The organism is Sorangium sp. So ce363 (assembly GCF_051520435.1).
Classification (GTDB): domain Bacteria; phylum Myxococcota_A; class Polyangia; order Polyangiales; family Polyangiaceae; genus Sorangium; species Sorangium cellulosum_B.
In genome coordinates, this window is sequence record NZ_CP150333.1 from 7430892 (window position 1) to 7457036 (window position 26145).

At 70.1% G+C, this 26145-nt stretch carries 22 protein-coding genes and 1 tRNA gene; 6 read left to right on the top strand and 17 right to left on the bottom strand.

All coding sequences use genetic code 11. From position 1 onward, the window contains the following. Positions 1–12 precede the first annotated feature (12 nt). Together WMF12_RS27845 and WMF12_RS27850 are read left to right on the top strand one after the other, a co-directional pair. Positions 13–396: an encapsulin-associated ferritin-like protein gene (locus tag WMF12_RS27845; protein ID WP_437850256.1), complete on the top strand. Its 384-nt coding sequence runs from the start codon at positions 13–15 to the stop codon at positions 394–396. Positions 397–398: 2 nt separating this feature from the next. Next, positions 399–1202, top strand: coding sequence for a family 1 encapsulin nanocompartment shell protein (locus tag WMF12_RS27850; RefSeq protein WP_437850257.1), 804 nt, complete (start codon positions 399–401; stop codon positions 1200–1202). Between the two features lie 15 nt (positions 1203–1217). Here WMF12_RS27850 and ribA read toward each other — a convergent pair whose 3' ends face one another. The 6 genes from ribA to WMF12_RS27880 all read right to left on the bottom strand — a co-directional run bounded on the left by ribA (position 1218) and on the right by WMF12_RS27880 (position 5700). Continuing rightward, the gene (ribA, locus tag WMF12_RS27855) at positions 1218–1895 is read right to left on the bottom strand and encodes a GTP cyclohydrolase II (protein ID WP_437850258.1); all 678 of its coding nucleotides are present in this window, start codon (positions 1893–1895) and stop codon (positions 1218–1220) included. A 361-nt stretch (positions 1896–2256) separates the two neighbouring features. Then, positions 2257–4059 (bottom strand): acyl-CoA dehydrogenase, encoded by a 1803-nt coding sequence (locus WMF12_RS27860; RefSeq protein WP_437850259.1) that lies wholly within the window; start codon positions 4057–4059, stop codon positions 2257–2259. A gap of 146 nt (positions 4060–4205) precedes the next feature. Further along, a complete protein-coding gene (locus WMF12_RS27865) occupies positions 4206–4532 on the bottom strand; it encodes a type II toxin-antitoxin system RelE/ParE family toxin (protein ID WP_437850260.1) in 327 nt (108 codons plus the stop codon). After that, the gene (locus WMF12_RS27870) at positions 4529–4771 is read right to left on the bottom strand and encodes an addiction module protein (RefSeq protein ID WP_437708192.1); all 243 of its coding nucleotides are present in this window, start codon (positions 4769–4771) and stop codon (positions 4529–4531) included. Before WMF12_RS27870 ends, WMF12_RS27865 begins: the two co-directional genes overlap by 4 nt. A gap of 437 nt (positions 4772–5208) precedes the next feature. Next, a tRNA-OTHER gene (locus WMF12_RS27875) sits at positions 5209–5319 on the bottom strand. Between the two features lie 243 nt (positions 5320–5562). Beyond that, positions 5563–5700 carry a hypothetical protein gene (locus WMF12_RS27880; protein WP_437850261.1) on the bottom strand — a complete coding sequence of 46 codons (138 nt, stop codon included), beginning with the start codon at positions 5698–5700 and terminating at the stop codon, positions 5563–5565. Positions 5701–5857: 157 nt separating this feature from the next. On the opposite strand from WMF12_RS27880, the gene WMF12_RS27885 reads away from it, so the two are divergent. Continuing rightward, positions 5858–7213 (top strand): Vgb family protein, encoded by a 1356-nt coding sequence (locus WMF12_RS27885; protein WP_437850262.1) that lies wholly within the window; start codon positions 5858–5860, stop codon positions 7211–7213. Here WMF12_RS27885 and WMF12_RS27890 read toward each other — a convergent pair. Continuing rightward, on the bottom strand, positions 7190–10372 hold the full coding sequence (locus WMF12_RS27890) for an efflux RND transporter permease subunit (RefSeq protein WP_437850263.1): 3183 nt from the start codon (positions 10370–10372) through the stop codon (positions 7190–7192). The genes WMF12_RS27885 and WMF12_RS27890 overlap by 24 nt on opposite strands. Continuing rightward, positions 10369–11655, bottom strand: a complete 1287-nt coding sequence (locus WMF12_RS27895) for an efflux RND transporter periplasmic adaptor subunit (protein ID WP_437850264.1) — start codon at positions 11653–11655, stop codon at positions 10369–10371. The genes WMF12_RS27890 and WMF12_RS27895 overlap by 4 nt, the downstream gene beginning before the upstream one ends. A gap of 354 nt (positions 11656–12009) precedes the next feature. Between WMF12_RS27895 and WMF12_RS27900 the strand changes: the two genes are divergently transcribed. Then, positions 12010–12771 carry a methyltransferase domain-containing protein gene (locus tag WMF12_RS27900; protein WP_437850265.1) on the top strand — a complete coding sequence of 254 codons (762 nt, stop codon included), beginning with the start codon at positions 12010–12012 and terminating at the stop codon, positions 12769–12771. Here WMF12_RS27900 and WMF12_RS27905 read toward each other — a convergent pair. The 6 genes from WMF12_RS27905 to WMF12_RS27930 all read right to left on the bottom strand — a co-directional run bounded on the left by WMF12_RS27905 (position 12737) and on the right by WMF12_RS27930 (position 18778). Then, positions 12737–13534 carry an AraC family transcriptional regulator gene (locus tag WMF12_RS27905; protein ID WP_437850266.1) on the bottom strand — a complete coding sequence of 266 codons (798 nt, stop codon included), beginning with the start codon at positions 13532–13534 and terminating at the stop codon, positions 12737–12739. The two genes, WMF12_RS27900 and WMF12_RS27905, sit on opposite strands and share 35 nt — an antisense overlap. 245 nt (positions 13535–13779) lie before the next feature. After that, a complete protein-coding gene (locus WMF12_RS27910) occupies positions 13780–14574 on the bottom strand; it encodes a hypothetical protein (protein WP_437850267.1) in 795 nt (264 codons plus the stop codon). A gap of 194 nt (positions 14575–14768) precedes the next feature. Then, complete coding sequence (locus WMF12_RS27915) at positions 14769–15563, bottom strand: hypothetical protein (RefSeq protein ID WP_437850268.1); 795 nt, start codon at positions 15561–15563, stop codon at positions 14769–14771. Positions 15564–15619: 56 nt separating this feature from the next. Further along, positions 15620–16501, bottom strand: a complete 882-nt coding sequence (locus WMF12_RS27920) for a hypothetical protein (RefSeq protein WP_437850269.1) — start codon at positions 16499–16501, stop codon at positions 15620–15622. Continuing rightward, positions 16498–17154, bottom strand: coding sequence for a hypothetical protein (locus tag WMF12_RS27925; protein WP_437850270.1), 657 nt, complete (start codon positions 17152–17154; stop codon positions 16498–16500). The genes WMF12_RS27920 and WMF12_RS27925 overlap by 4 nt, the downstream gene beginning before the upstream one ends. A 583-nt stretch (positions 17155–17737) precedes the next feature. Then, positions 17738–18778, bottom strand: a complete 1041-nt coding sequence (locus WMF12_RS27930; protein ID WP_437850271.1) for a hypothetical protein — start codon at positions 18776–18778, stop codon at positions 17738–17740. An 801-nt stretch (positions 18779–19579) separates the two neighbouring features. Here WMF12_RS27930 and WMF12_RS27935 point away from each other — a divergent pair. After that, the gene (locus WMF12_RS27935; RefSeq protein WP_437850272.1) at positions 19580–20263 is read left to right on the top strand and encodes an HAD family hydrolase; all 684 of its coding nucleotides are present in this window, start codon (positions 19580–19582) and stop codon (positions 20261–20263) included. A 255-nt stretch (positions 20264–20518) separates the two neighbouring features. Here the strand turns inward: WMF12_RS27935 and WMF12_RS27940 are convergent, their stop codons facing one another. The 3 genes from WMF12_RS27940 to WMF12_RS27950 form a co-directional block, all read right to left on the bottom strand. Further along, complete coding sequence (locus WMF12_RS27940; RefSeq protein ID WP_437850273.1) at positions 20519–22132, bottom strand: GMC family oxidoreductase; 1614 nt, start codon at positions 22130–22132, stop codon at positions 20519–20521. A gap of 40 nt (positions 22133–22172) precedes the next feature. Continuing rightward, a complete protein-coding gene (locus tag WMF12_RS27945; RefSeq protein ID WP_437850274.1) occupies positions 22173–22658 on the bottom strand; it encodes a sugar dehydrogenase complex small subunit in 486 nt (161 codons plus the stop codon). A gap of 213 nt (positions 22659–22871) precedes the next feature. After that, positions 22872–24263, bottom strand: a complete 1392-nt coding sequence (locus tag WMF12_RS27950) for a cytochrome P450 (protein WP_437850275.1) — start codon at positions 24261–24263, stop codon at positions 22872–22874. A gap of 121 nt (positions 24264–24384) precedes the next feature. Between WMF12_RS27950 and WMF12_RS27955 the strand changes: the two genes are divergently transcribed. Further along, on the top strand, positions 24385–26145 hold the full coding sequence (locus WMF12_RS27955; protein ID WP_437850276.1) for a MutS-related protein: 1761 nt from the start codon (positions 24385–24387) through the stop codon (positions 26143–26145).

The window sequence follows — 26145 nt, forward strand, 5'->3', positions numbered from 1 at the left end:
GGACAAAGCGGCGTGTCGAGCGAGAACTACCACGAGCTGCCGGAGCTCCTGTCGGAGGCGACCAAGGAACGGCACCGCGCGATCGTCTCGTTGATCGAGGAGCTCGAGGCGATCGACTGGTACCAGCAGCGCGCCGAGGCGTGCTCGGACGCGGAGCTCCGTGCCGTGCTGCTCCACCACCTCGAGGAGGAGGTGGAGCACGCGATGATGAACCTCGAGTGGCTCCGGCGAAATGATCGCGTCTTCCAGGAGAAGATCGACATCTATCTCAACAGCCAGGGGCCGATCACCGAGGTGGAAGCGGCCGAGGAGGCGGCGAAGCTCGGCGCCACGGCGAAGACCGGCGCCATGGTGCCGAGCGGCGCGCTCGGCATCGGGAGCCTGAAGGGGGCATGATCATGGATCTTCTCAAGCGTGAGATCGCTCCCATCCTCCCCGCCGCGTGGGACCTCATCGATCACGAGGCGACGCGCGTGCTCAAGCTGCACCTCGCCGGCCGCAAGGTCGTCGATTTCCGCGGTCCGTTCGGCTGGGAGGTCGCCGCCGTCAACACGGGCCGCCTGCGCGCGATCGAGCGGAAGGAGGCGTCCTCGGTGAGCGCGGGCGTCCGCCTCGTGCGGCCGCTCGTCGAGTTCCGCGCGCCCATCCGCCTCGATCTCGCCGAGCTGGACGCCGTCGGGCGCGGCGCGCAGGAGCCCAACATCGAGGACGTCGTGCGCGCCGCCGAGCACGCCGCGCGCTTCGAGGACGACGCCATCTTCAACGGGCTCGCGGCCGCCGGGATCGAAGGGATCCTGGAGGTCGCGCCGCACAAGCCCGTGGGGATCCCCGCGCCGGAGGCGTGGCCGCGCGCCGTGGTGGAGGCGAAGGAGGTGCTCCGCGCCGCGGGCGTCGACGGTCCTTACGCGCTCGCGCTCGGCTCGAAGGCGTACGACGAGGTGGCCGCGGCCGCGGAGGATGGCTATCCGCTCCTCAAGCACATCGAGCGCCAGCTCGTCGACGGGCCGATCGTGTGGGCGCCCGCGCTCGAAGGCGGCGTGCTCCTGAGCACGCGAGGCGGCGACTTCGAGCTGACCGTGGGGGAAGACCTGTCCATCGGCTACGACGGGCACGACAAACAGGTCGTCGAGCTCTTCCTCACCGAGAGCTTCACGTTCCGCGTGCTCGAGCGCGCCGCGGCCGTGGCGCTGCGGCGGGGCTGAAAGAAGTCCCCGCGGCTACTCGGCGTCGCCGACCGCGGCGCTCTCGCCGTCCCTCAGCGACGGGATGACGTGGCCCATCCGGAGGCGCTTCGCCTCGAGGTAGGGCGCGGAGAACGGGTTGGCCGGGACGATGGCCGCCGAGCGCGAGGCGATCCGGACGCCGAGCGCGCGGAGCGCGTCGATCTTGTCGGGGTTGTTCGTGAGGAGCCGGATCGACTCGATGCCGAGGTGCTCGATCATCGCGGCCGCGGGCTCATAGCCGCGGGCGTCGTCGGGCAGGCCGAGGATGCGGTTCGCGTCGACCGTGTCGTGGCCGAACGCCTGGAGCTGGTACGCCCGGATCTTGTTGGCGAGCCCGATGCCGCGCCCTTCCTGCCGAAGGTAGAGCACCACGCCGAGCCCGCGGCGCCCGATCTCGGCCTGGGCCGCCTCGAGCTGCTCGCGGCAGTCGCACTTGAGGGAGCCGAACACCTCGCTCGTGAGGCACTCGGAGTGGACGCGCAGGGTCACGTCCGACCGGCCGCGCACGTCGCCCATGACGAGCGCGACGTGATCGGGAGAGAGCCCCTGGTCGGGGCTCGTCGTCCCACCGAAGTGGAACACCAACATCTGAAAGATGCCGTGCTTCGTGGGCACGGGCGCCTGGGCGCGAATATCGAGCTGAGGCCGGATCGCCGTCGTCGGGACGTGCATCTCGCTCTCCTGGTGGAGGAATCCTGGGTCGCCTGTCAAGCAAGGAGCGCGCCTGGGTAGCCCGCTGCCCTGCCCTTGTCCGGCCACCCCTGAAGGTGGCGTCAATCAGGTAGCGTAAGCACCCGGCAGGAACAAGGTAAGCTCTCCAAGATGTTGCTCCAAGGACATATCTGGAGCAGCCGATCAGCTACCTGGAGCAGCCGATCTGCTTCGTCCCCGCGCGATCGCCGGCACCGCCGGCCGTGAGCGAAATCACCAACGAGACGCCGGCGGACCGTCGGAGCGGCGAGGAAGCCGGGGGAGCGCCGCCGCTTCGGAACCCCCCGAGGGTACCGAGGAGGCCGGGGGCCGCGCGCCCGCCTCAGAACCACCCGGGTTGCATCCTGGCGTACGAGTCCTCGCCGGAGCGGCAGAGCGCGGCGAGCGCCTCGACCCGGGGCAGCTCCGTCGAGAGCCAGTACTGCGCCGCGCAGAGCTTGCCTTCGTAGAAGCCGGCCGGAGCGGCGCCCCTGGCCAGCCCTTCGCGGGCGGCCGCGGCCATCGCGAGCCATTGCCAGGCCACCACGACCACGGAGACGAGCTCCATGTAATCGGCGCTGTGCCGCAGCATCCGCTCGGTGTCGCCGCGCATCCCCGCCTCGGCGAGCTGCACCGTCACCTCGCCGAGCAGCGCGAGCGCCGCGCCGAGGCGCTCGCCCCACGCGGGCTCGACGCCGGCCCGCTGCGCCCGGACGATCGTCTGCCGGATCTCGCCGCCGAGCGCGATGAGCGCGGCGCCGTTCCCGGCCACGACCTTGCGGCCGAGGAGGTCCAGGCCCTGGATCCCCGTCGTGCCCTCGTGGATCGAGTTGAGCTTCTGATCCCGGAGCCAGGCCTCCGGGAGGTACTCGCTCGAGTAGCCGTAGCCGCCGTGGACCTGGAGCGCGAGGGCGTTCGACTCGAAGCCCTTCTCGGCGGGGAAGGTCTTGGCGATGGGGGTGAGCAGGTCGAGGAGCCGCTGGGCGCGCTCCCGCTCCGCCGCGTCCGCGGCGTGCGCCGCGAGATCGGCGTACAGCGCGGTCGTGGAGACGAGCGCGAGGCCGCCCTCGACGATGGCCTTCTGCCGGAGAAGCATCCGGCGCACGTCGGCGTGCTCGATGATGGGCACCTGCTGCGCCCCCGGGTCCCTCGCGCCGAGCGTCCGGCCCTGCGGCCGGACGAGCGCGTAGCCGAGCGCCTCGTGGTAGGCCGCGGAGGCGGTCGCCACGGCGTTCGCGCCGACCAGGATGCGGGCCTCGTTCATCATCTGGAACATGCAGGCGACGCCCTGGTGGGGGCTGCCCACGAGGTAGCCGTGGCAGTCCCCCTTCTCGCCGAAGCTGAGCGACAGGCTGGGGAGCCCGCGCCAGCCGAGCTTGTGGATCATGCCGGCGACCTCGACGTCGTTCGGGACGAGCTGCCCGCCCTCGGGCCGCCGCTTGGGGACGGCGAACAGGCTCACGCCCTTGATGCCCCGAGGCGCACCCTCGATGCGCGCGAGCGTGAGGTGGACGATGTTCTCTGTGAGGTCGTGGTCGCCGCCCGAGATGAAGATCTTCGATCCGCGGACGAGGTAGTGGCCCGCGTCGGTCTTCACCGCGCTCGCCTGCACGTCGGCGAGGCTCGATCCGGCCTGGGGCTCGGTGAGCGCCATCGTCCCGGTCCACTCGCCGGCGTACATCCGGGTCATGAAGGCGGACCGCAGGGCGTCGTCGCCGAACGTCTCGATGAGGTGCGCCGCGCCGGCCGTCAGGCTGAGGTAGCCGCACGCGCTCAGGTTCGCCGCCTGCAGGTAGGCGCCCGCAAGCGTGGCGACGACGAGCGGAAGCTGCTGGCCCCCCACCGCGGCCGGCCGCGCCGCGGTGAGCACCCCTAGCTCGACCATCGGCCGGAAGACACTCTTGACGGCAGGGTGCACCGAGATGGCGCCCGCCTGGAAGCGCGGCGGCGCCTCGTCGACCGGCCTGTAGGTCGGGAACAGCACCTCCCGCGCGAACCGCCGGCAGCTCTGGAGGTAGAGGTCGAACGTGTCGCGCGCGTGATCGGCGAAGTAGGGGAGCTCGCAGAGGCGCGGCGCATCGAGCACCTCGTAGAGGAGGAACTCGACGTCGCGGTCGTTGAGCAGCGGGTTCTGGGGAGGGGTCATGTGTCTCTAGCCGGACGTGGCGCACGCTAGGCGCGCATGAAGCGGGATGTCGAGCGGCTTGTCTCGGTCATGGGTCCGGCGAGCGCGGGCGGAAACGAACCGACAGGATCCGGCCGGATCCTGCCGGCGTCGGCGCCGGCGCCGAGTTAGCCCGCTCCGCCTTCGTCTCGAGTGCGTTTCTTCCAAACAGACGGGCGGCGCCGCTGATGGAGTACGGCAAGGATTACCGCCGCCCGCTGGTCGGCTTCACCACGAAGCAGGAAGTAGATCGCATAGGGGAATCGCCTGAGCAGTGCACGGCGAGTCCCCCGCCCGACGTCGGGGAACTGCGACGGGAGCTCGCGGATCCGGCTGACGATATGCCGTAGTTCATCAACGAACTGTCCGCCCAGCCCGGCCTCCTCGTCCTCGTACCATTCCGCCGCCTCCCGGATGTCCAGCTCGGCAGACGGGCGTACGATGAGCAGGATCATCGACGCGTCGCGAGGCTCGCACGAAGGTCGGCCTCGACCTCTTCCCAGGACCGGCCAGCGTCTGGCGCTGCTTCATACTCGGCGAGCCGGCGATCGAGCTCGGCGCTGTGCCACTCGGGTACCGGCACCTCGTCCTCCCTCGCCGCGATCCGCTCCCAGAGCGCCTGGACGTATTCAATCTGCTCGTTCACGGTGAGCTCGTCGAAGCCAGGCGGCGGGTTCTGGATGGCTCGCTCCATGATCCGCAGGATACCACGAGGGGCACGCGGCGGCGCAGCGCGTGGTTGACGCGGTCAAGAGCGAGCGGCGCCGACGGCGAGCCGCGCACCGCGGCACCGTCACGCCGATCCGGGACCGCAGCGCCGCCGGTGAACGTACGCCTGGACCCGACGGTGGGCCTGTCGTCGAGGTCCGCGCGTCGCTCCCCCCAGATTGCGACCGTCCTGCGGTATGCTTCATCTCGGCGCCGAGATCGCCTGCAGCGGGTCAGCGGAGCTGCGCTGGCTAGCGCCTCGCGCTCTGCTGAATTGAGCCCCGCCACGCGAAGAGAGGCTCGATGCGGCGTCAGCAGCAGCGGCGAGTTGGCAGCCTATTCCGCGCGATGCGACTGGGCGCAGGAAACAGCCCATTGGCCTCGCCGCACCGGCCGGATGCGTGCTGCTTCAATGGTTCGTCTTGGTGCAAGGGGAAGGATTCGAACCTTCTAGCGTCACTCTTGGGAAGCACAAGTCTCCACGGCGACCGTATCTCTCGTTTGGGTTGGAGCATTTACCATCAAGGCCCTTGCAGGAACGCAACTCCGCACCAAACACATGTCATAACGACGCTTGCATTGTTCATGAGCAAATCCTTTACCGCAGTGAACGAACTTCCGAGCACAACGACCAGGATGGTCATGCCCAACCCAAACGAGATATCGATCGCTGCTTTAACTTGTGCCTTGATCCCCAAGCTTTCCGAGGCCGGTGGGCCTCAAATATTCGGCACCGCCGCGGCGCCCTTCCACAGAATAGGCGCGGTGACTGCGCCGTCAAGACAAACGCCGCGTGATCGGCTGGAGCCCGGGGCGCTCCTCGTAGGTGACGACCGACGTCAGCGGGACCAGCGCGCCCGACGCGCTCCTCACCTGGATCCGCGCGAGATCCTGATGCTGTCTCTCGGCGGCCAAGCGTCTTCCCGCCTTCCTCGACCGCCGTTAAGCGCGCGTCACGGCCGACCGGCCAGCAGTTCCCGCGGCGATGGATCCACGCTTTTTTTCGAAATCGAGCGTTCGGGGGCCACACGCTCTTTGCGGTGCTTGCCCGGGGTTCCTAGACTCGTGCCCCATGAGACGACTTTCCTGGGTTCTGCTCACAGCGTTGATTTCAGCGGGCTGTGGGGACAACGACGACGACCCGTCAGAGGCCGGTTCGGGCGGCGGCGGTGCAGGTGGCGGCGCGGCTTGCGAAGCCGGAGGCGACGGGACGCTCGACGTCGAGATCGTGAGTCCGAACGACACCGGAGACGTCGCCGTGACGTCGCCGGGAGTGCCGGACGAGCGCGTGGTCTCGAGCGCGTCCCTCGACACGCCGGCGGGTGACTACACGCTGCTCGCAGGCAGCGTGGCCGACTACCCGGAGGACGAACGCGTCGGCTTCGTCTATCGGCCCGATGACCCGGAGCAGAGCGCCTGCGTCGCCGACGGCGCGACCACCGAGGTCACCTTCAACTACGAGCTCACGCCCGGGAGCCACCAGCTCTGGTTCACCGCGCAGAACGGCGACCAGCTGGTCGGCGCGCTCGACGGCGAGGCGCTGCTCGAGTCGGGCGAGGTCACGCCGAGCGTCGCGTTCCAGGGGAGCGCCGAGATCATCAACCAGGGCGCGATCGCGTTCGACGGGGCCGGCAACCTGTGGGTCTCGGCCAACGCGGGCCAGATCACCGTGCGGCTCGTCGACACGCTGGGCGAGAGCAGCGAGGCCGCCCCGGATCGCGTGCTCGACGTGTCCGAGGCGTGCGCGGGCGTCATCCCCTGCGCCGCGGGCGGTCTGGCGTTCGACGCCGCCGGCAACCTCTGGGTCGGGATCCGCGACCATTTGCTGAGGATCGACGCGGCCGATCTCGAAGGCTCCGGCGTGGTGGAGCCCTCCGTGACCATCACCGGAGACGAGATCGAGAACGTTCAAGCGCTCGCGTTCGACGGATCGGGCAACCTGTGGGTGGCGAGCGCCGAGCAGGACGCGGTGCTGATGTACGCGGCCGAGCGGCTCGCCGCGGACGACGGGGATCCCGCCGACGTGGTGCTGAAGGCGCTCACCCCCGAGCCGGTGATCGGGCCGCTGGGCCACCCGACGGGGCTCGCGTTCGACGAGCAGGGCGCGCTCTGGGTGGGTTACTGGGGCTCGAACACCATCGCCAGGTTCGAGCCCGGCGATCTCGAAGCATCAGCGGAGCTCACCCCCGAGGTTCAACTGGAAGTGGGGGTGCTGGCGCTTCCGGAGAGCATCGCCTTCGATCAGCAGGGGAACCTGTGGCTGCCCTCCAAGGTCGGTTCGGCGGCGGCGATCGCCAAGGCCGAGCTCGTCGCGGGCGGAGACGTGGAAGCGGGAGCCACCGTCCTGACGAGCGAGGCGTTCGGATCACTCATCGACCTCGCCTTCAACCCGCCCCCCGACTGGTCACCGATCCAGGGCCCCAAGTGAGCCCGTGGCGGCCGGGGAGCCCGGCCGCCGGAGCCGGGCAAGGCGCGCCCGCAGGTCGTCCGCGACCACATAGAACGCCGGCACGACGAGGAGGCTGAGCGCCGTCGAGACGACGAGGCCGCCGATCACCGCCGCGGCCATCGGAGCCCGGATCTCGGCGCCAGGGCCGAGCGCCAGCGCCGACGGGACAGCGGCCATCAGCGTCGCGATCGAGGTCATCAGGATGGGGCGCAGCCGCACCGGGCCGGCGCGGAGCATCGCCTCGCGGGCGTCCATCACCTCCCCTTCCCCCTCGCCGTGCCCGCGCCTCACCTCGATCGCGTGATCCACGAGGATGATCGAGTTCTTCTTCACGATCCCCATGAGCAGGAGGATCCCGATCATGCTGAAGATGTTGAGCGTGTGCCCGGTCAGGAGCAGCGCGAAGGCGGCGCCCGCGATCGACAGCGGCAGGATCGTCAGCACCGTGACCGGGTGCAGGAACGAGTTGAACTGGGATGCGAGCACCATGTAGGCGACGAGGATCCCGAGCACCAGCGCGAAGAGGAGACCGCCCATCGACTCGCGGAACGTCACGCTCGCGCCGCCCAGCACCAGGCGGTAGCCGGCCGGCAGGTCCCGGCCGAGCTCCTCGACGCGGGCCACCGCCTCGCCCTGCGAGCGCCCCGGCGCGACGTTGCCGAAGACCGAGATCGCGCGCTCGCGGTCGCGGCGCGTGATCGCCTGGAGCGCGGGGCGCTCGTCGTAGGTGACGACCGACGTCAGCGGGACCAGCGCGCCCGACGCGCTCCTCACCTGGATGCGCGCGAGATCCTCGGGCCGGCTCCGCTGCTCCGCGAGCAGGCGCGCGCGGACGTCGATGCGGCGCCCGCTGTCGTTGTACTTGGCGACGCGCCCGCCGCCGATCAGCGTGTTCAGCGTCGTCGCGATGGCCTCGACGCTCACGCCGAGATCCGCGGCGCGCGCCCGGTCGGGCACGATGCGGAGCTCGGGCATGCCGAGCTGGTAGTCGGAGTCGAGATCCACGACGACGCCGCTCTGCGCGAGCTCGGCCCGGATGCGCTCGCTGTGCTTCGTGAGCTCGTCCCAGTCGGGGCCGCGGATCGAGAACTCGACAGGGAACCCGCGCTGGGCCGTGAAGCCCGACTGCGAGAGGTCCTGGACCACGGCGCGCAGGCCGGGGTAGCCGTTCAGCTCCTTGCGGAGCGCGCCCTGGAGATCGGCCTGCGAGAGCGCCCGCTCCTCCGCCGGCTTCATCGTGACGAACAGCACGCCCGTGTTCACGCCGCCCCCTCCGCCGAAGCCGCCGACGACGGCGAAGACCCGCTCCACCGCCGGGTTCGCGCCCACGGCCGCCTCGGCGCGACGGAAGAGCCGGTCGGTCTCCTCGATGTCCGAGCCGACCGCCGTCTGGAGGCGGACAAGGAGCCGCCCCTGGTCCTGCGACGGGACGAACTCCGTCGGGAGGCGCTGCATGGCGACGATCGCGCCGGCGAAGAGGATCGCGCCGAGCAGGACGACCGCGACCGGGAACCGGAGCGCCCGGGCGAGCAGCCAGCCATAGCCGCGGGAGAGCGCCTCGAAGCCGCGATCGACGAGCCGCCCGAGGCGGCCCCGGCCCTCGCGGGAGACGTCGAGGATCTGCGCGCAGCGGGCGGGCGCGAGGGTGATCGCCTCCAGGTACGAGAGCAGCACGGCGATGCACAGGGTCACGCCGAACTGGAGGAAGAACCGGCCGACCACCCCCTCCATGAAGATGATCGGGAGGAAGATCGCGACGACGGCGAGCGTCGCGGCGAGCGCCGCGAAGGTGATCTCGGCCGTGCCCTCGCGGGCGGCGCGGACGCGGTCCTTCCCCCCTTCGGCGTGCCGGTGGATGTTCTCGAGCACCATGATCGCGTCGTCGACGACGATGCCGACGGCGAGCGAGAGCCCGAGCAGCGTGAAGGTGTTCAGCGTGAAGCCGAGGAAGTAGATCGCGGCGACCGTGCCGAGCAGCGACATCGGGATGGCCAGGACGACGTTGAGCGTGCTCGAGAGCGAGCCGAGGAACATCCAGCAGACGAGGGCCGTGAGCGCGATGGCCATGCCGAGCTCGAGCTCGATCTCGTGGACCGACTCCTCGATGAACTTCGTCGAGTCGAAGTTCACGCCGACCTCCATCCCCTCGGGCAGGGACTTCTGGACCTCGGCAAGCGCGGCCCGGACCCCCCGGGCGACCTCGACCGCGTTCGAGCCGCGCTGCTTCCTCACGCCGAGGCCCTGGGCCGGCTCCCCGTTCACCCGGGCGAGCCGGCGGACGTCCTCGAAGCCGTCCTCGACGAGCGCGACGTCCTCCAGGTACACCGTGGCGCGCGCCGACGACGGCGGCCCCGCCGCCTGGGCGGCAGCGCCCGGCTGGGCGGCCGAGCCGGGATCGCCCTGGCGGAGGACGATCCGCTTGAAGGTCGCGAGATCGAGCGCCTCGCCCATCACGCGCACGTTGAGCTCCCGCCCTTCTGTCTCGATGCGGCCGGCGGGGAGCTCGATGTGCTGGCGGCGCAGGGCCTCGGTGACGTCGGCGACGGTGAGCCCCTTCTCGGCGAGTCGATCGGCGTCGAGCCAGATGCGGACGTTGCGCTCGAGGTAGCCGCCGAGCGTGAGCTCTCCGACGCCGGGCACCGTCTGGAGCTTCTCCTTCAGCCGGTAACGCGCGATGTCGGCGACGAGCTGGGGAGAGAAGGGGCCGGAGAGCCCGACCCACATGATCGGCTGGTCCTCCGGGTTCGTCTTGGAGACGACGGGCGGGTCGAGGTCGAGCGGCAGCCGCCGCTGCGCCTGGGAGATCTTCGTCTGAACGTCCTGGAGCGCGACGTCGACGTCGCGCGACAGGTCGAGCTCGATGGTGACCGAGGCGCTCCCCTGGCGCGACGTCGACGTGATCGATCGGATCCCCTCGACCTGGACGGCCGCCTCCTCGAGCGGCTCGACCACGTCGTGCTCCATGATCTCGGGGGCGGCGCCCTCCAGCGTGGCGGAGATGGTGATGGTGGGGAAGTCGACGTCGGGGAACTGGCTGATGCCGATGCGCGAAACGGCGACGAGGCCGAAGACGATGGTCGCGGCCATCAGCATCCAGGCGAAGACCGGCTTCCTGAGGCAGGCTTCGGTGAGGCTCACGGCACGCTCCGTGACGAGCTGGCGGGAGCGGTCAGCGGCGATGCGCCGGACGAGGCGGGCGGCGACGCGCCGGACGAGGCGGCGGGCGGCGACGCGCCGGCCGCGGACGCGCTGGCGTCTGCGCCTCCCTCGGGGTGGTGCCCCGCGGCCTGGCCTCCCGGCACGCTGCCGGGCGCCGCGATGCGGACCTGCGCCCCCTCGCGCAACGCCTCCGCGCCGCGCGCCACGAGGAGCTCTCCCACGGAGAGGCCCGACTTGACCTCGACGCGCCCGTCGGGCGTGCGCAGGCCCAGCGAGAGCACGCGCTCGCGCGCGGTGGTGCCGTCGACCACGTACGCGAGGAACCCCCGCTCGCTCGGTCGCACGGACGTGAGTGGGATCACGGGAGCGTCGCCGCTCGCGCCCACGGGCACGGTCACCTCGGCGAAGGTCCCCGGGCGGAGCAGCTCCTTGCCCTCGCCCTGCACCTCGCCGGTCACAGCGACCATGCGCGTCGCCGGATCCGCCGCGTCGGCGACGTGCGTCAGCCTGGCGCTGTAGGTCCGCGCGTCGCCCTTCACGGTGAAACGGGCCTCCATGTCGGGCCTGACCCGCGGGGCGTCGGCCGCGGGGATCTGGAAGCGGAGCAGGAGCGGATCGCGGCGCAGGAGCGTCGCGAGCACGGTGCCGACAGGCACGTGCTGGCCGGTCTGCACGGTGCGCGTCTGGATCTTCCCCTGGATGGGGGCGCGCACGTAGGCGTCGCGCAGGTTCAGGAGCGCCTGGTCGACGGCGACCTTCGCCTCGGCGACCTGCGCGGCGGTCGTCGCCGCCCTCGAGCGCCAGGACGCGACGTCTTCCTTGCTGAAGACGCCGTCGGCGCCCTCGGCCTCGCGCCGCTCGAGCCCCGCGGCGGCCTCGGCCTGGGTGGCGGTCATCCGATCGAGCGTCGCGCGCGCCGCGCGGACGGCGAGGTTGTACCGGGCCGGGTCGATCTCGACGAGCACCTGCCCTGCCTTGACCTCGGCGCCCTCCATGAACCGCACCGCCTCGACGACGCCGGCGACGCGCGCGGTGAGCTGCACCTGCTCGAACGCCTCGACCGCTCCGACGGCCGGCACGGCGTACTCGACCCGCTCCGCCGCGACGGGCACGACCTCGACCGGGAAGCTGAGCCCCTGCTTCGCGGGCTTGCGCCCCTGCTCGGGCGAGGCCTCCCCGCCCTTCTTGCACGCCGGAGATCCGAGGAGGACAAGCCCCGTCACCAGGGCGAGCGCGGCCACGCGAATCGGTTGGAGCACCATCTAGGTGGAGGAGTAGCGCAACTTGAGCCGCTGTGCGCGGGGCCGAGCGGGGGTGACCGGGCAGCGTCACGCCGGCCACAGGCCGCGCAGCGGGGCCCGCGCACGGCGGAGCGCCGGGGAGCACGGTACGCGCGGCCCGATCTGGCCGGCGGCGCGCACCGCGGCGGTCGCGACGGGCGCCCGGGACTTCCGCCGCCCACCGATCGCAAACCCCGCCGATCCAGCACAAAGACACGCACTGCCGCGCAGGACAGACAGTCCGTACAGTCCTGCAAACAGCAGGGATGCTGACCCGCGAGCCCGGCGTGAAACCAGCAACGACGGGCGAGCTGACACGAACTGGCGGAGACGACGATGACAGACCTGGTCAACGACATGACCGAACGATTTCTGCGCGATGCCGGCATCGCTCCCGGCATGCGCGTCCTCGACGTGGGGTGCGGCCGCGGCGACGTGAGCTTCATGGTCGCCCGGATCGTCGGCGAAGGGGGTTGCGTGCTCGGGGTAGACCGCGATCCGGCGCCCATCGCGGTCGCTCGCCGGCGAGCCGCCGAGCTGGGACTCCGCCGAGTCGCCTTCGAAGAGCGGGACCTCGGCGCGCTCTCCCCCGCCGCCGAGCGCTTCGATGCCGCCGTCGGCCGGAGGGTGCTCATGTACCAGCCGGATCCTGTCGCTGCGGTGCGTGCCATGGCCGGCGCCGTGCGCGCCGGCGGCCTGATCCTGCTTCAGGAGAACGACCCGACGATGGGCCAGGGCAGCCTCATGCCCATGGATCTGCACCGCCAGGTGCACCAGTGGATCTGGCGGACCGTCGAGCGTGAGGGCGCGAGCCTCCACATGGGATTCCAGATGCCGAGCGTTTTTGAAGAAGTGGGCCTGACCGTGCAGCTCGTGAGGGCCGAGGCCATCGTGCAGACGCCGAAGATCCAGCATCAGCTCGCGCTCATCGTTCGCGCGATGCTCCCGCGGATCGTCCAGCGAGGCGTGGCGTCGGAGGCCGAGGTCGACGTGGACACCCTGGAAGAACGTCTCGCCGCCGAACGGACGAAGGCCAATACCACCTTCGTCGGCGACCTCGTCTTCAGCGTGTGCGGCCGGACACCGTCTCCTGGGTGAGCGTGCGGCCCTTGCTCTGCGCTTCGGCGCGCCACGCCGCCGGCGTCGCCCCGTGCTCTCTACGGAACATGCGGATGAAGTGCGTCGCGTCCGCGTAGCCGACGCGCTCGGCGACGATCTCGACCCTCTCGTCGGAGTGGAGGAGGATGCGGCGAGCCTCCGCCATTCTCCCAGCCACGATCCACTCGACCGCGCTCCGGCCCGTCGCCCGGGAGAGCGCCGTCGTCACGTACGCCGGGCTCCGCCCCACGGATCGCGCGACGTCCTTGAGCGAGAGCGGTCGAAGGCAGTTTCGCTCGATGAAGCGAAGGGCATCGACGACGACTCCCGGCGATGGCGAGGCAGGGTGTTGCGAGCGCGCTGCCTGCTGAACCTCGTTGAGGATGAGCACAAGGAGGCTCCGCTGGACGACGTCGGGAGCGCCGCCATCGCGCGATTCCGTCACGCGCATGAGCTCGCGGAGCAGCATCTCGATGTGCGCGTGACGATCCGTGGGCACCCGAACGACGGGGGATGCGCCGGCGCGCACGCGCTCGAACGGCTCGAGCAAGCTGCCCGCCTCCTCGGCGGCCAAGCAGGGGACACAGAAGCCAACGCCGATCCAGTCCGGGGCCGCCTTCTCGATCGAGCGGTGCGGTTGTCCGGCAGGCACGAGGAGGACGTCTCCAGCTTCAACGTTCCATCGACCGCGCTGCTCGATGCGAGAAGAGCCGCTCGTGTAGAACGCCAGCGCGGCGAAGGCGTGGGTCACGGACGCCCGCATGACCGGCTGCACCGGTGAGGGCTGCCGGCAGCAAAAGATCGCTCGGCCCCCGCCCACAAGGTCTTCTCGCTGGATCGCCGGCGCGGGGGGCATGAGCGCCATGATGACATCGGCGGAAGCAGGAAGCGAGCGCCGGCGCTCTCCGTCGAGCAGGCTGCTGGATAGTAAGGAGCTCTGCGCTGCGCCAGCGAAAGGCCAGCGAAGATCTGGCGGGCCCGACCTGCGCGCGCGCCTGCCGGACGGAGCTACGGCCTCAGCGTCATCCGCATCTTGTAGACCTGCATACCGAACATCACACCCGCCGGGGCGGCAGGATCGATGGTCCCGTCCCGACCGCGGCTCAAGCGCACGAAGGCCTGACAGCCCTCGGCGGGAAGCCCCGTGGGGTACGAGCCTTCGGGAACGGTGAACGAGCCGGTGTCGTCCACCTCCCCCGACGAGTCGACCCAGGATACGTCATCCAGACAAGGGCCCGGCTCATCGAAGCTGACAGGTCCGATGGACCATCTCATCATGTCGTCCTTGCCCAGCGGCTCCCACGCCAGCACGAGATCCTCGCCAGAGCCGAGGCTGAACACGCTCTCCGGCTCGGGAGACGTGAGCTCCGAGAGCTCGGGCATCACGATCTCCCAGCCGTCGAGGTCGTTGAATCGGGCGCGGATCGCGCGGCCCGGCTCGGCGTGCTTGAGATAACCGCGGCACTTGGCGGCGATGAGGTTGTCCTCCGGCTTGCTGTCATGCCACCAGTAGCAGGCGAGCTCCGCCTCCTCGGCGCCGTTGCTCACGACGAACCTGTCGGGGAGGTACTCCCCGTCCCCGGGATCTCGCACACCGAACCCGCCGCTGGCGTCCACCTTCGTAACGTAGGCTTCCGCTTCGCCCAGGTACTCGACGCCATCGCGGACGATCGGCACGTTGTATCCGTAGACCCGGATGACGACCGCCTCGTTATCCGCCAAGGGCCGGTACTCGTCCGGCCCACACGCTGCCCCGGAAAGACCCAGGACGGCGACCAAAGCCAACCACACGATGTCTCTCATGAGATCCTCCACGATCCGACGTCTTTGCAAGAGACGGCTGCGCCGCACGGGGCAACCTGTGGGTAGTGCTCAAAATTGAACATGGAGGCGGCAAGGCGGGAAGAAAAGCTCAATGATCTTCCCGCCTTCATGTGAACTCTCTCCGGGCAAATTTGAGCACTACCCAACCTGTGCACGTTCCCGTTTGAACGAAGCTACGGCTTCAGCGTGATCCGTACCTCGTAAGACTGGCGCGCGAAGATCGAGCCCCTCTGGACGCCAGGATCGATGGTCCCGCGCCGGCCGCGGTCGAACCGAAGGAAAGCCTGACACCCCTCGGGGGGCAGGCCCGTGGGATACGAGTCCCTGGGAACGACGAACGCCCCGGTGTCATCCATGGACCCGTCCGAACGGTACCACTCTACGTCATCCACACACGGCCCTGGGTCGTCGAAGCTGACGGGTCCGAGAGACCATCCCATCCGGTCGTCCGCGCCTAGCGGCTCCCACGAGAGCACCAGATCCTCGCCGGAGCTGAGGCTGAACTCGATGTCCTGCTCGGGAGACGTGAGCTTCGAGAGCTCGGGCATCACGACCTCCCAGCCGTCAAACTCGTTGAAGGTGGCACGGATCCCACGGCCGGGTTCGGCCTGGATGAACTGACCGCGACAGAAGGTGGCAATGAGGTCGTCCTCCGGATAGCTGTCCTCGTAGAGGACGCAGCGGAGCGTCGTCTCCTCGAGGCCGTTGCTCACGACGAACCTGTCGGGGAGATACTCCCCGTCGTCGTGTTTCCGGACACCGAAGGCATTGGGGTTGTCCGTCTTCCAGACGTAGCCCTCCACCTCGCCCCGGTACGTGACGCCATCGCGGACGAGGGGCGGCTCGAACCCGTAGACGTCGATGCGAACAGCGTCGTTCTCCGCGAGCGGCCGGTACTCGTCCGGCGCGCACGCCACTCCCGAAAGACCCAGCGCCGCGATCACGGCCGGCCTCGCGATATTGCTCATGATATCCGCCTCGCTCCCGTGCTTTTTGAGGGAGACGGCGACGATGCGCCTTCCGCTCAGGGGAGCCCCTCCGGGCAGGGAGGGCAGTCACCACCACAATCTACACCTATTTCCAGGCCATTCTGGCGATCGTCATCGCACCTCGGCGGCTGGCACCTGCCCTGGAAGCACACCTTCGTCAGGCAATCCGGGCCGTCGATGCACTTGTCTCCAGCGGCGCAGGTACGGCAGTTGGATCCGCAGTCGATGTCGACCTCATGCTCGTTCTGGATGCCATCGCTGCACGTGGCAAAGCTGCACCGGTCATCGAAGCCGCACACACCGGTATTGCAATCCTCGCCCGTGGTACACGGGTACGTCGGGCGACACGGATCGCAGAGGCCACCGCAGTCCACATAGGACTCGCCGGTGCCTACATCGAGCTCGCCATTGTCGCAGTCGAGCGGGATGCACTTGCTGCGCGGTGAGCAGTACATGGTCGTGTCCCCGCAGTCCGCGTCCGACAGGCACTCGACCAGGTTTTGCTGGCCGTCGCACAGCCCCGAGCCGTCAGGGGCCGGACCTCGCCGGGTCCATTCGTTCAGCTGATGCGCGCCGTCGCAGAAGTCATCCGTGCAAGGGTTGCCGTCGTCCGGCACGTCGTCCGGCGCGGGCAAGACGACCTTCTGCCCGTCCCTGTCGCACGCGATCGTCATGCAGTCGCCGGGGTACTGGCCCCGGTACTCCCCCACCTCTCGCTGGCACTTGCCATCGACGCACTTCACCGTGCCACAGGCGGGGTCCGGCGGGTCGTCGCAATCGTACTCGGTCACGCACTCGGGGCGCTCCGGCGGAGGCGCTGGGGCCCCCTCCGAGCACGCGATCCACAGCGAGGCCACGGAGAGCATCGCGCCGGCGGCCCAAAGGTGCCTGCTCGTGGTCATGTTGCCTTTCTTCATGTCTCTTCGCCTGAGATGAACAGCGGGCAGGCAGTGGGGCAGTTCGCGCCGCAGTCGATGCCTGATTCGTTGCCGTTCATCACTCCATCCTCGCACGTCGGGCGACGGCACCTGCCGTCCGCGCACACACCGCTCTGGCAGGACTCGTGAGCGTCGCACCGCCGGCTGGCGGCGCATGCGGGACACGACGGCGCGCCGCAATCGACGTCGGTCTCGGCGCCGTTCAGGATGCCATCACGGCAGCTCGTCTCCTTGCACAGCATGTCCGAGCCGCACGCACCCTCGATGCAGTCGCTGTCGGCCGTGCACGGCTGTCCTGCCCTGCAAGGCTGGCACCGGCCACCGCAGTCCCGCGCCGTCTCGCCCGAGGCATCGTCAAAGATGGCGTTGTCGCACCACTCGAGGACGCACGTGCCCGATGTCGAGCAGGCGTACGAGGGGGTCCCACAGTCCTCGTCGCGAAGGCATCCGACCAGATGCCCTTCGCCATCGCAGTACCCGGAACCCTCTTCGGCGTTCCCCGCTGCCCTCGGACGGTGCACGCTGACCCCTTGCACGCATGCGTCGATCGTGCACTCGTTGCCGTCGTTGAAGACGTCGCCGTCGTCGGCCTCGGCGACCACCCGCCCAGCCTCGTCACAGCGCAGGGTCACACAATCGCCAGCCCGCTGGTTAGGGAATCGCTCTCGCAGGGCGAGCCTGCAGACCTCCGCGTCGCACATGGCCTCGCCGCAGCGGGGGTCCGCAGGCTTCGGGCAATCCTCGGCTGTCTTGCACAGCATGGCGTTGCACTCGCTGATGGGCCGACACTCCCGCTTGCAGGAATCGCCGTCTTCCTCCCTCGCACCGGGCTCGCAGCAGCGCGCCTCCTCCGGGTCCGGACACCGGCAGCGCCCGTCGATGCACTGCGTTCCGCTCAGCTTGGGGTGGCAGTCTGCGGTTGAATCGCAGAGAGGTTCCTGTTCCACATCGACATAGGCGTCACCGCTGCAGGCAGCCCAGAGCAAGCAGCCCAGGAACACCGCGCCGGAAGCGCACAGCCCGCGCTGCCACATTGGAGCCATGATATCAGGCCTCCTCGTCCGGAGGATCGTGGAGATCCCAGCCATGCGTCGATCGACGCGTGCTGTTCGCATTGCGATCAACGTCCGCAAATTCTCCACCAAAGATGAACTGCCATTCAGAAAGATGAAGTCGGCTCTCCGCGCGGGAGCACGTCTCTGCGGAGCTCGGGCGCTACCACGAAAACGAGAGCCCCAGGCCCGGGGCGGTCCCCGCGGCCTCCACGCGGACCTTTGCCTGTGGCGCGAGCAGGAACCCCGCGGCCACGGCGCCGCCGGCCGAAAGACCCGCACCGACGAAGGCGCCCACGGACAGGGCCGTGAACGTCTTCGTGCGCCCATCGGCGTCGGCATATGCGTCGCAGGCAGGGAGCCCCGGCCGGCAATGGAAGACCTCCCGCTCCGCCCGGGAAAAGGCGGCGTCCCGCTCCTCGGCAGCGTCGTTGGCCTCCACGACCGAGAGGGCCCCGACGGTGGCGAAGGCGGCCGACGTGGCCGCGAGCGCGCCCACAGTCCACCACCGGAGCGCGGGGCTGCGCGTGGAAGGAGGCGGTGGCGCGACGGGCCGCGAGGCCACCTTGCTCACCGGAGGATGCGCTGGCGCTTCGGCTCGGGAGCGCGGGAACGTCAGCCAGACGGTCCTCTCGCCGCCCGCGTCGACCGCGGCCACGTCCTCGCGCTGCGCCCCGGCGAGCTGTCCGCTCACGCGGTGCTGGCCGGGAGCCACGTACACGGGGCGCGGGAGCGGGGACACACCGATCTGCCGCCCGTCCACGAGCACGGCGGCGCCAGGCTCGCTCACGCGCACATCGAGCGCGCCGACGTGCCGCCGCGCTTCCGCGAAATTGGCCCTCGCGAGCTCGTAGCTCTCCTTGAAGCCCGGCGGCACCCAGATCTTCGGGGCGTCGGGGGTGCCGACCATGTCGAAGTAGATCGAGAGGAACTCCGCCGCCCTCTCGAAGTCGTGCAGCCTGAACGACAGCATCCCCACGCGGAACGCATCGGAGGCGCTCTTCGTGAGCCCCCACAGCGTCAGGTGGATGTCGCGCGCGTCCGCGAGCCGCCCCTCGTCCAGGAGCCGCTTCGCCTCGTCGAGCATCTCACGCTCCGGCCCGGTCGGCGGCGGCCGCTGCGGGAGGGGCGCTGCCGCCGCCGGCGCTGGGCAGGTGAGCAGCAGCAGGATCGCGGTGATCGGGCTGAGCAGCGGGCGTCGCATGGTCTTGTCTTCCGGGTCTCCTCCGCGCGGCGAGGGCGCCCTGCGCAGGTCGCGAGGGCGCCGCAGGCGTGGAGCGCCTCGGGCTCAGGGTCGAGGGCCTGGCACGGGCGCTCGGGCAACGCGCTCTCTCGATTTCCAGCGCCTCTCTTACCAGAGATCACCGCACGGTTGCGCTCGAAACGCTCGACATCAAGAGAAGATGTGAGGACGAACGACGCGACAAGAAGGCGCCAGGGCCAACAGCGCGCATTGCGTTCAGCGAACAAAAATTCTCACACCAAATGAGCTTTTGCCCCCAAAAGTTGACTGTGTTCTCAACCTGGATCAGCTGGCGCCCGAGATCACCGCACAGCTGCGTTCGAACCACTCACTATGTAGGATCGACATCAAGGCGAGCTCGTCGCATTGCATCGAGCGGTATAATTTTCTCATGTTTGATGCGCTAACGCTCCCAGAATTCTCAACCTGGGTCAGCCGACGCGACGCAGAGAGCTGTCGCCTCAACCTGAGCTGGCGCCTCAACCTGGGTGAGCTGACGGGGCGAGCTGACAGCTCCTCAACCTGGGTCTGGGTCAGCCGATGGGTCAGCCGACGCTCCGGAAGCTCCCAACCTGGGTGAGCTCGCGCGGGGCGGGCGACGCGGCGAGCCTTCAACCAGCCACCGGAAGTCCCCGCGCCGGTCGACCCACGATGACGCCGACGACCCCCGGCCGAGCCGCCAGCCGAGGCCGCGACGAGGCCGTCGCGCCCGCCGCCCTTCCGCGCTCGCCCTGGGGCGGCGCCGGTCTATACCATGGGGACATGCGCCCCACCGTGCTCCTCTGGGACATCGACGGCACCCTGCTCTCCACCGGCGGCGCAGGCCGGCGCGCCATGGAGCACGCGTTCGCCCGGTACGCCGACCGGCGCGACGCGTGCGAGGCGTTCTCGTTTGCCGGCATGACCGACCGGGCCATCATCCGGACAGGGCTCGAGACGGTCGGGCGCGAGGCCACGGAGGACGCCATCGACGCGCTCCTCGCGATCTACGTCGAGATCCTCGCGCAGGAGATGTCGCTCGCCGGCGACACCCGGGTCCACGTCGGCGTCATCGAGGCGCTCGACGCCGCCGCCCGGCGCGCGAAGTGCGCCATCGGCCTCGGCACAGGGAACGTCCGCGCCGGGGCGCAGGCGAAGCTCACCCGGGTCGGCATCTACGAGCGGTTCGCGTTCGGCGGCTTCGGCTGCGATCACGAGCGCCGCGACGAGCTCCTGCGCATCGGCGCCGCGCGCGGGGCGGCGATGCTCGAGGCGCCGCTCGACGCGTGCCGCGTCGTCGTCATCGGCGACACCCCGAAGGACATCGCGGCGGCCCGGGCGATCGGCGCCGAGTCGATCGCCGTGGCCACCGGCACCTACGCCCTCGCAGAGCTCGCCGCATGCGCCCCGACCCACAGCTTCACCGACCTCCGGGCGAGGGGCGCGCTCGATGCGCTGCTCGGTTGAGATCCGAGATCTCTCGACGAGCGGCCGGCTGACCGCTGCGGCGCCGATACGACAGAGTGCCTCTGCGACATGAAGCGCGCATAACCGGCCGTTTGATCCCAGACCACAAGTCCGCGAAAGTTCCAAGATGACCTACCCTCCGGGATACCGAACGGCCGAGCACGTCGAGGGTGAGGGAGGGGCGCATCGGGGCGGATACAACTCTGTACGACATGTTGCATTCAGCACCGGCAATGTTCCTCGCGACGCCCGGGGTCAGCGCCCGAGCGCGGTCGCGATGGAATGCGCGGCGCGCAGCGCGAGAGCGGCGATGGTGAGCGTGGGGTTCACGGCGCCGCCGGTGGAGAAGACGCCGCTGCCAAGCAGGTAGAGGTTGTCGTGGTCGTGCGCGCGCAGGTTCGGGTCGACCACCGAGGTGTTCGGGTCGGCGCCCATCCGGTAGGTGCCCATGATGTGCCCGGCGCCCTCGTGATCGAGCCGGTGCTCGCGGAGCGTGGCCCCGAGCGCGTCGAAGATCCGGTCGTGGATCGCGCGCGCGGCCGTCATGCCGTCGCGGGTATAGGGGTCGATCCGGTAATGAAGGCGCGGCCGCGGCAACCCGAGCGCGTCGCGCTCATCGAAGGCAGGCGTGACGCGGTTGTCGGAATCGGGGAGCTGCTCCATCAAGCTGGACACGCAGAGCTGCCGGGTGCAATGCCACGCGAGCTCGGCAGCGAGCTGCTGGCCACGTAGACCCTTGCGCACGAGATCGGCCGCGGCGACCTCGGGCCCGCCGATCGGCCACTGCCACCCGCTGTTGCCGAGCTCCACCCGGAACGCGGCGCGCACCCCCCGAGAGGCGCTGTTCCGCGTGGCGTCGATTCCCCCCGTCGAGAGCGGTCCGCGGGGCTGACCGAGCGCTTCCCCGGCGAGCGCCCAGCTCAGCTGGATGGGGTGATCCATGAGGTTGCGCCCGACCTGGCCGCTCCTGTTCGCGACCCCGTCCGGCAGCGCGTCGGCCCGGGACATCAGGAGCAGCTTGGGCGTCTCGATCCCGTGCGCCGCCACGATATAGACCTTGCCCGAGGCCTCGTGATCGGTGCCGTCCGGGCGCTTGAACAGGACACGCGACACACGCCCGTCAGGGCCGATGCCGACGGCCGTGGCGATGGCCTCTTCCACGATCCGCACGCCGGCGAGCTCGGCCTTCTTCACGTGCACCGAGGCGTCATAGCGAGCCGCGATCGGGCAGATGGGGATGCAGGATTTGCTGCCACAGCACGCGGGCCGGCCGTCGTACGCGGCGCTATTGCGCGCCTGTGCCGTCGCGGTCACCGGATAGCCGAGGGCCGAGATCCTGTCGGCGATGCGCAGATCCGAGTAGCTGTGGGGGATGGGCGCCATGGGATAAGGCGTGCTGCGCGGCGAGCCGAGGCTGTCATCGCCGGCCACGCCCATCTCGATCTCGCTCTCGACGTACCAGGGTTCGAGCACGTCGTACCCGATGGGCCAGTCGACGCCGACTCCATAAAGCGTCTTCATCCGGAGATCGTCGGGGAGGAAGCGGAGCGCGGTCCCGAGCCAGTGCCAGGTCGTCCCGCCGACGACGCGGAGGTACGTGCTCTTGAAGAGGTCCGGGCCCTCCTGCACGTAGTACCCGCCGGGAGCGCTCTCGCTGGGCGCAGGCGCGGCCATGGAGCGAGGAAAGGGGGCGTCCAGCGTCTTGACCACGGCGCTCCGGTAGGCGCTGGCGGCCTTGTCGCGGTCGACCCGCGGCCCCGACTCCAGCACGAGCACCCTGGCGCCCGCCTTCGCGAGCCGGTAGCCGGCCAGCGTCCCCGCGATGCCCGCGCCCACGATGACCACATCCGCTTGCAGCCTGTCCCCCATACCGAGCTCCGTCCGGGCGGTGGCAGCGCGCCCCGCCGCCTCACCCCGCGGGCGGCTCTCCCCAGGACCCCATCGCCCCGCCGCAGATGCCCGGTGCGCTGGTGTAAGGGAGCGATCTCCACGCGAGCGAGCCCTCGTAGGTCGCCAGCGCGCGCCCGTCGGCCGCGTCGTACTGGCCCGTGTACCAGAACAGGAGGATCTCGTCCGCGAGCGCCCGCAGGCGCGCGTCCGCGAAGACGCCTCGCGCGGTCAGGTCATCGAGGGGGCACGCCGGAGCGTCGCCGACGAGCCCCGCCCTGGTATAGAGGTCCGCGAGCGCCGCGGCCTGCTCCGGACGTGCGAGCAGGCAGTCGAGGTAGATCTGCGCGTGGTCCCGGGCGAGGTCGCCAACCCCGGTGAGCACCGTGGACAAGGCGAGGAACCGGTCGAGCGGCGTGGCGGCCCGGCCGCGGACCACGTGCCTTGCAAGGCCGGCGGCCGCGGCGAGGAGCGCGCAGAGGAAGAGGGCGAAACGGCGCCGGCCCATGCGGAGTCTGCCTCTCTGGGGGATCCGCCCCGGATTGAGCAGCTGGCTGCTGCTGTTGCCACGAGGAGGCTCGTGGCGCAGGCCATGGTGAGATGAGGGACGGGGTGCCCGGCGTCAATCACGATCTCCCCTGAGCCACGAGGTTCGCTCTCATCCATCCTCTGCTTGACCGTTTCTCCTCGACCGCTCCCCGTCCGTCGTGGTCGATCGGCTTCAATGCCCGCCCGCGGCGCTCCGCGCCTCGAATCGCGCCGGCACCCGGCCAGACGGCCCGAGCGCGGTCGTGCCGCGCGGTCGCGCTTCCTTTGGCCGCAGCGCGACGAGCCTCCCCCGCTGCGCGAGCCGCGCCAGCACGATCGCCATCTCCGTCAGCCCGAAGTGGTTGCCAATGCATACGTGCGGCCCGCCCCCGAACGGCATGTATGCCCAGTTCTTGCCGGCGCCCGTCGTCGCCGGGTCGCCCGCGAAGCGTTCCGGATCGAAGCGGCGCGGCTCGGGCCAGAACGACGGGTGGCGGTGCATCGCGAAGGGGGAGATCAGGACCGACGTTCCGCGCGGGATGGCATAACCGCGGATCTCGTCGTCCTCGACCGCCTCGCGGACGATCATCCAGGCCGGCGGGTAGAGCCGCAGCGTCTCGCGCAGGACCATGGCCGTCCGCGTCAGCCTGGGCACGTCCTCCGCCTCGGGCGCGCGACCTCCGAGCACGCTGTCCACCTCGCCTCTCACCCGCTCCCATTCGTGCGGGTGCAAGGTGAACAGGACCGTCGCCCACGTCAGCGCGTTCGCCGTGGTCTCGTGCCCGGCGAAGAAGATGTGCAGCACCTCGTCGCGCAGCTCCTTCCGCGACATGCGCTCGCCGGTCTCCTCGTCGCGCGCGTCGAGGAGCGCGTCGAGCAGGTCCCCCGGCCGCTCTCCGCCCTGCTCGCGCCGGTCGATGATGCCGTACACCACCCGGTCGAACGCCGCGGTCGCCTCCCGGATGCGCACGTTGAAGGGCAGCGGCCAGGACAGCGGCACCCTGAAGGGGAGCAGCATCCGGATCTTGATGTAGCGGTCGATCTCCGCGAGCGCGCCGTCGAGCGTGGCGATGTCCGACGGGAGCTGCTGCGAGAACATCGTCTCCACGATGACGTCGCGCGTGATGCCGAGCATGAGATCGTGGGCGTGGAGCTCCTGGCCATCGGTGAGGCGCGCGAGGTGGCGCTCGGCCACCGCGTTCATCGCCGCCGTCATCCTGGCGATCCGCGCGCGAGAGAAGCTCGGCTGCATGATGCGCCGCTGCCGTAGCCAGAACGGCGGATCGCTGATCGCCAGGCCGTTGCCGAAGACGGGCTGTACGGTCTCCCTCGACTTGTCGCCGCGCAAGTACTTCCTGGCCGCATCGTGGAGCACGTAGCGAGCGTCGTCCGGGTGGGTGAGCATCACCATGCCCGCGGCCCCGAACGGGATCCGGGCGATCGGCCCCTTCTCGATGGCGACGCGCTCCAGGAAGCCCGCGGCGTCGATCGCCATCCACGGTAGGCTGCCGAGCAGCGGGATCGAGGGAGCAACAGGGATCTCGGAAACGGGGCGAGCGGGCGGTGAGGGGGCTGCGGTCGTCATGGGCGGCTCGCCCGAGGGTACATCAGCGCGGTCGCGAAGGCGGTCCCACGGCGGCACCGGGGGAAACGCGGGTTTTCGCGGGAGACGGGGAACTTTTCCCGCGGGCGCGGGTCGTCTGCTCATGCACCCGATCCGCGCGCAGGTCCCCACCGAGAGCATTGCCCGCCCGCCCGAGCCCGGTAGGCCCTACGCGCCCGAGGTGCCCCACGCGCCCGCCCTCCCGTCCACGGACAAGATCCCCAGCCTGCTCTTCGTGGACCCGCCCGCGCGGACCGATCTCGACGAGCTGCGACAGTCCCTCTCGTTCGCGTTCACCAGCGGCGTCTCCGGCGGGCTCTTCAGCCAGGCGCTCGATCGGGCGCCCATCGGGCCCTCCACGTGGGATCCGAAGAGCTTCGCGCCGGACCTGTTCCTGGAGGAGCTCGTGGCCCGGTGCTTCCGCGTCCGCGTCGGGGGGCACGAGGCCGTCGTCAACCGAGGGTTCATCCTCCGCGTCCTCTCCCGGCCCCCGAGCGACACGCGCGTGACCGAGCTCCGGAGGGGGATCCTCCACGAGCTCTCGGGCTCACCCACGTTTCGCACGCAGCTCGAGAGGCTCTACACGGCCTCGTGCCGGATGCGAGGCGCGCTCGAGGGCGCGGTGGCAGGGAAGAAGTTCGATCCGACGCGGCGGCAGCTCGACGTGCTCGCGATCGTCAAAGAGGTCTTCGACCTGATGAGCGGGTCGTTCGAGGGCGCGCGATCGGGCCTCGCCCGGCTGCGCGACTTCGGCCAGGCGGTGCAGGCGACCGAGGGATATCGATCGATGGCGGATCTCCTCGATTACGACGAGCACCTCGCGACGCTCCGCCTGGACATCCGCGTCGGCGCCGACGGCCGCATCCGAGGCTTCGACGTCGTGACCGTCCGGGAGCGGCAGGAGAACCCGTTCGTGCTGTCGCCGGTGCGGCGCTGGCTCGCGAAGCTCGAGATGTTCTTCCGCGGGTACAGCTTTGGCGACGGAGAGGTCATGGCGAGGCTCGTCGACGCGGTGTTCGAGGGCGTCGAGGATCAGGTCGTCAAGCTGGTCCCGCTCGTCGGAGAGATGGAGGTCTACCTGGGAGCGCTCGGCTTCCGGGATCTCGCCGAAGCGGCGGGGCTCGAGGTCTGCCTGCCGGAGCTCCGGTCCGCCGCGGAGGGCGAGCGCGCGCTCCTCGGCCTCTTCAATCCGCTCCTCGTCGCCGGCGGAGGCAAGGCGGTGCCGTGCGACGTCGTGACCGATCGGGCCGACACGACGCTCCTTGTCACGGGGCCGAACTCGGGCGGAAAGACGCGCCTGCTCCAGTCGGTGGCGCTGACGCAGCTCCTCGCGCAGGCAGGCATGTTCGTGCCGGCGCGCAGGGCGAGCGTCGCCCGCGTCCCGGGGCTCGTGGTGTCGCTCATCCAGGAGACGAAGTTCGATCAGAGCGAGGGGCGGCTCGGCATGGAGCTCCTCCGGATCCGGGCGCTCTTCGAGGAGCTCGGCCCGGGAGCGATGGTGATCCTCGACGAGCTCTGCTCGGGGACGAACCCGTCCGAGGGCGAGGAAATCTTCGAGCTCGTCGTCACGCTGCTCGAGAAGCTCCGCCCGCAGGCGTTCATCACCACGCATTTCCTGACGTTCGCGGCGCGGCTCGAGCGGGAGAAGGCGATAAGGAACCTCCGGTTCGTCCAGGTGGAGCTCGACGCGGCGCAGAAGCCCACGTACCAGTTCGTCGACGGCGTGGCCGCGACCTCGCTCGCGGCCCAGGCCGCGGCTCGGCTCGGCGTGACCCGCGGCGAGCTCGAGGGCCTCATCGATCGCAACATCGATCGCAACCAGCCCGCCTCCCGAGCGCTGTCCGTCGTGGGTCGGGAGAGCTGA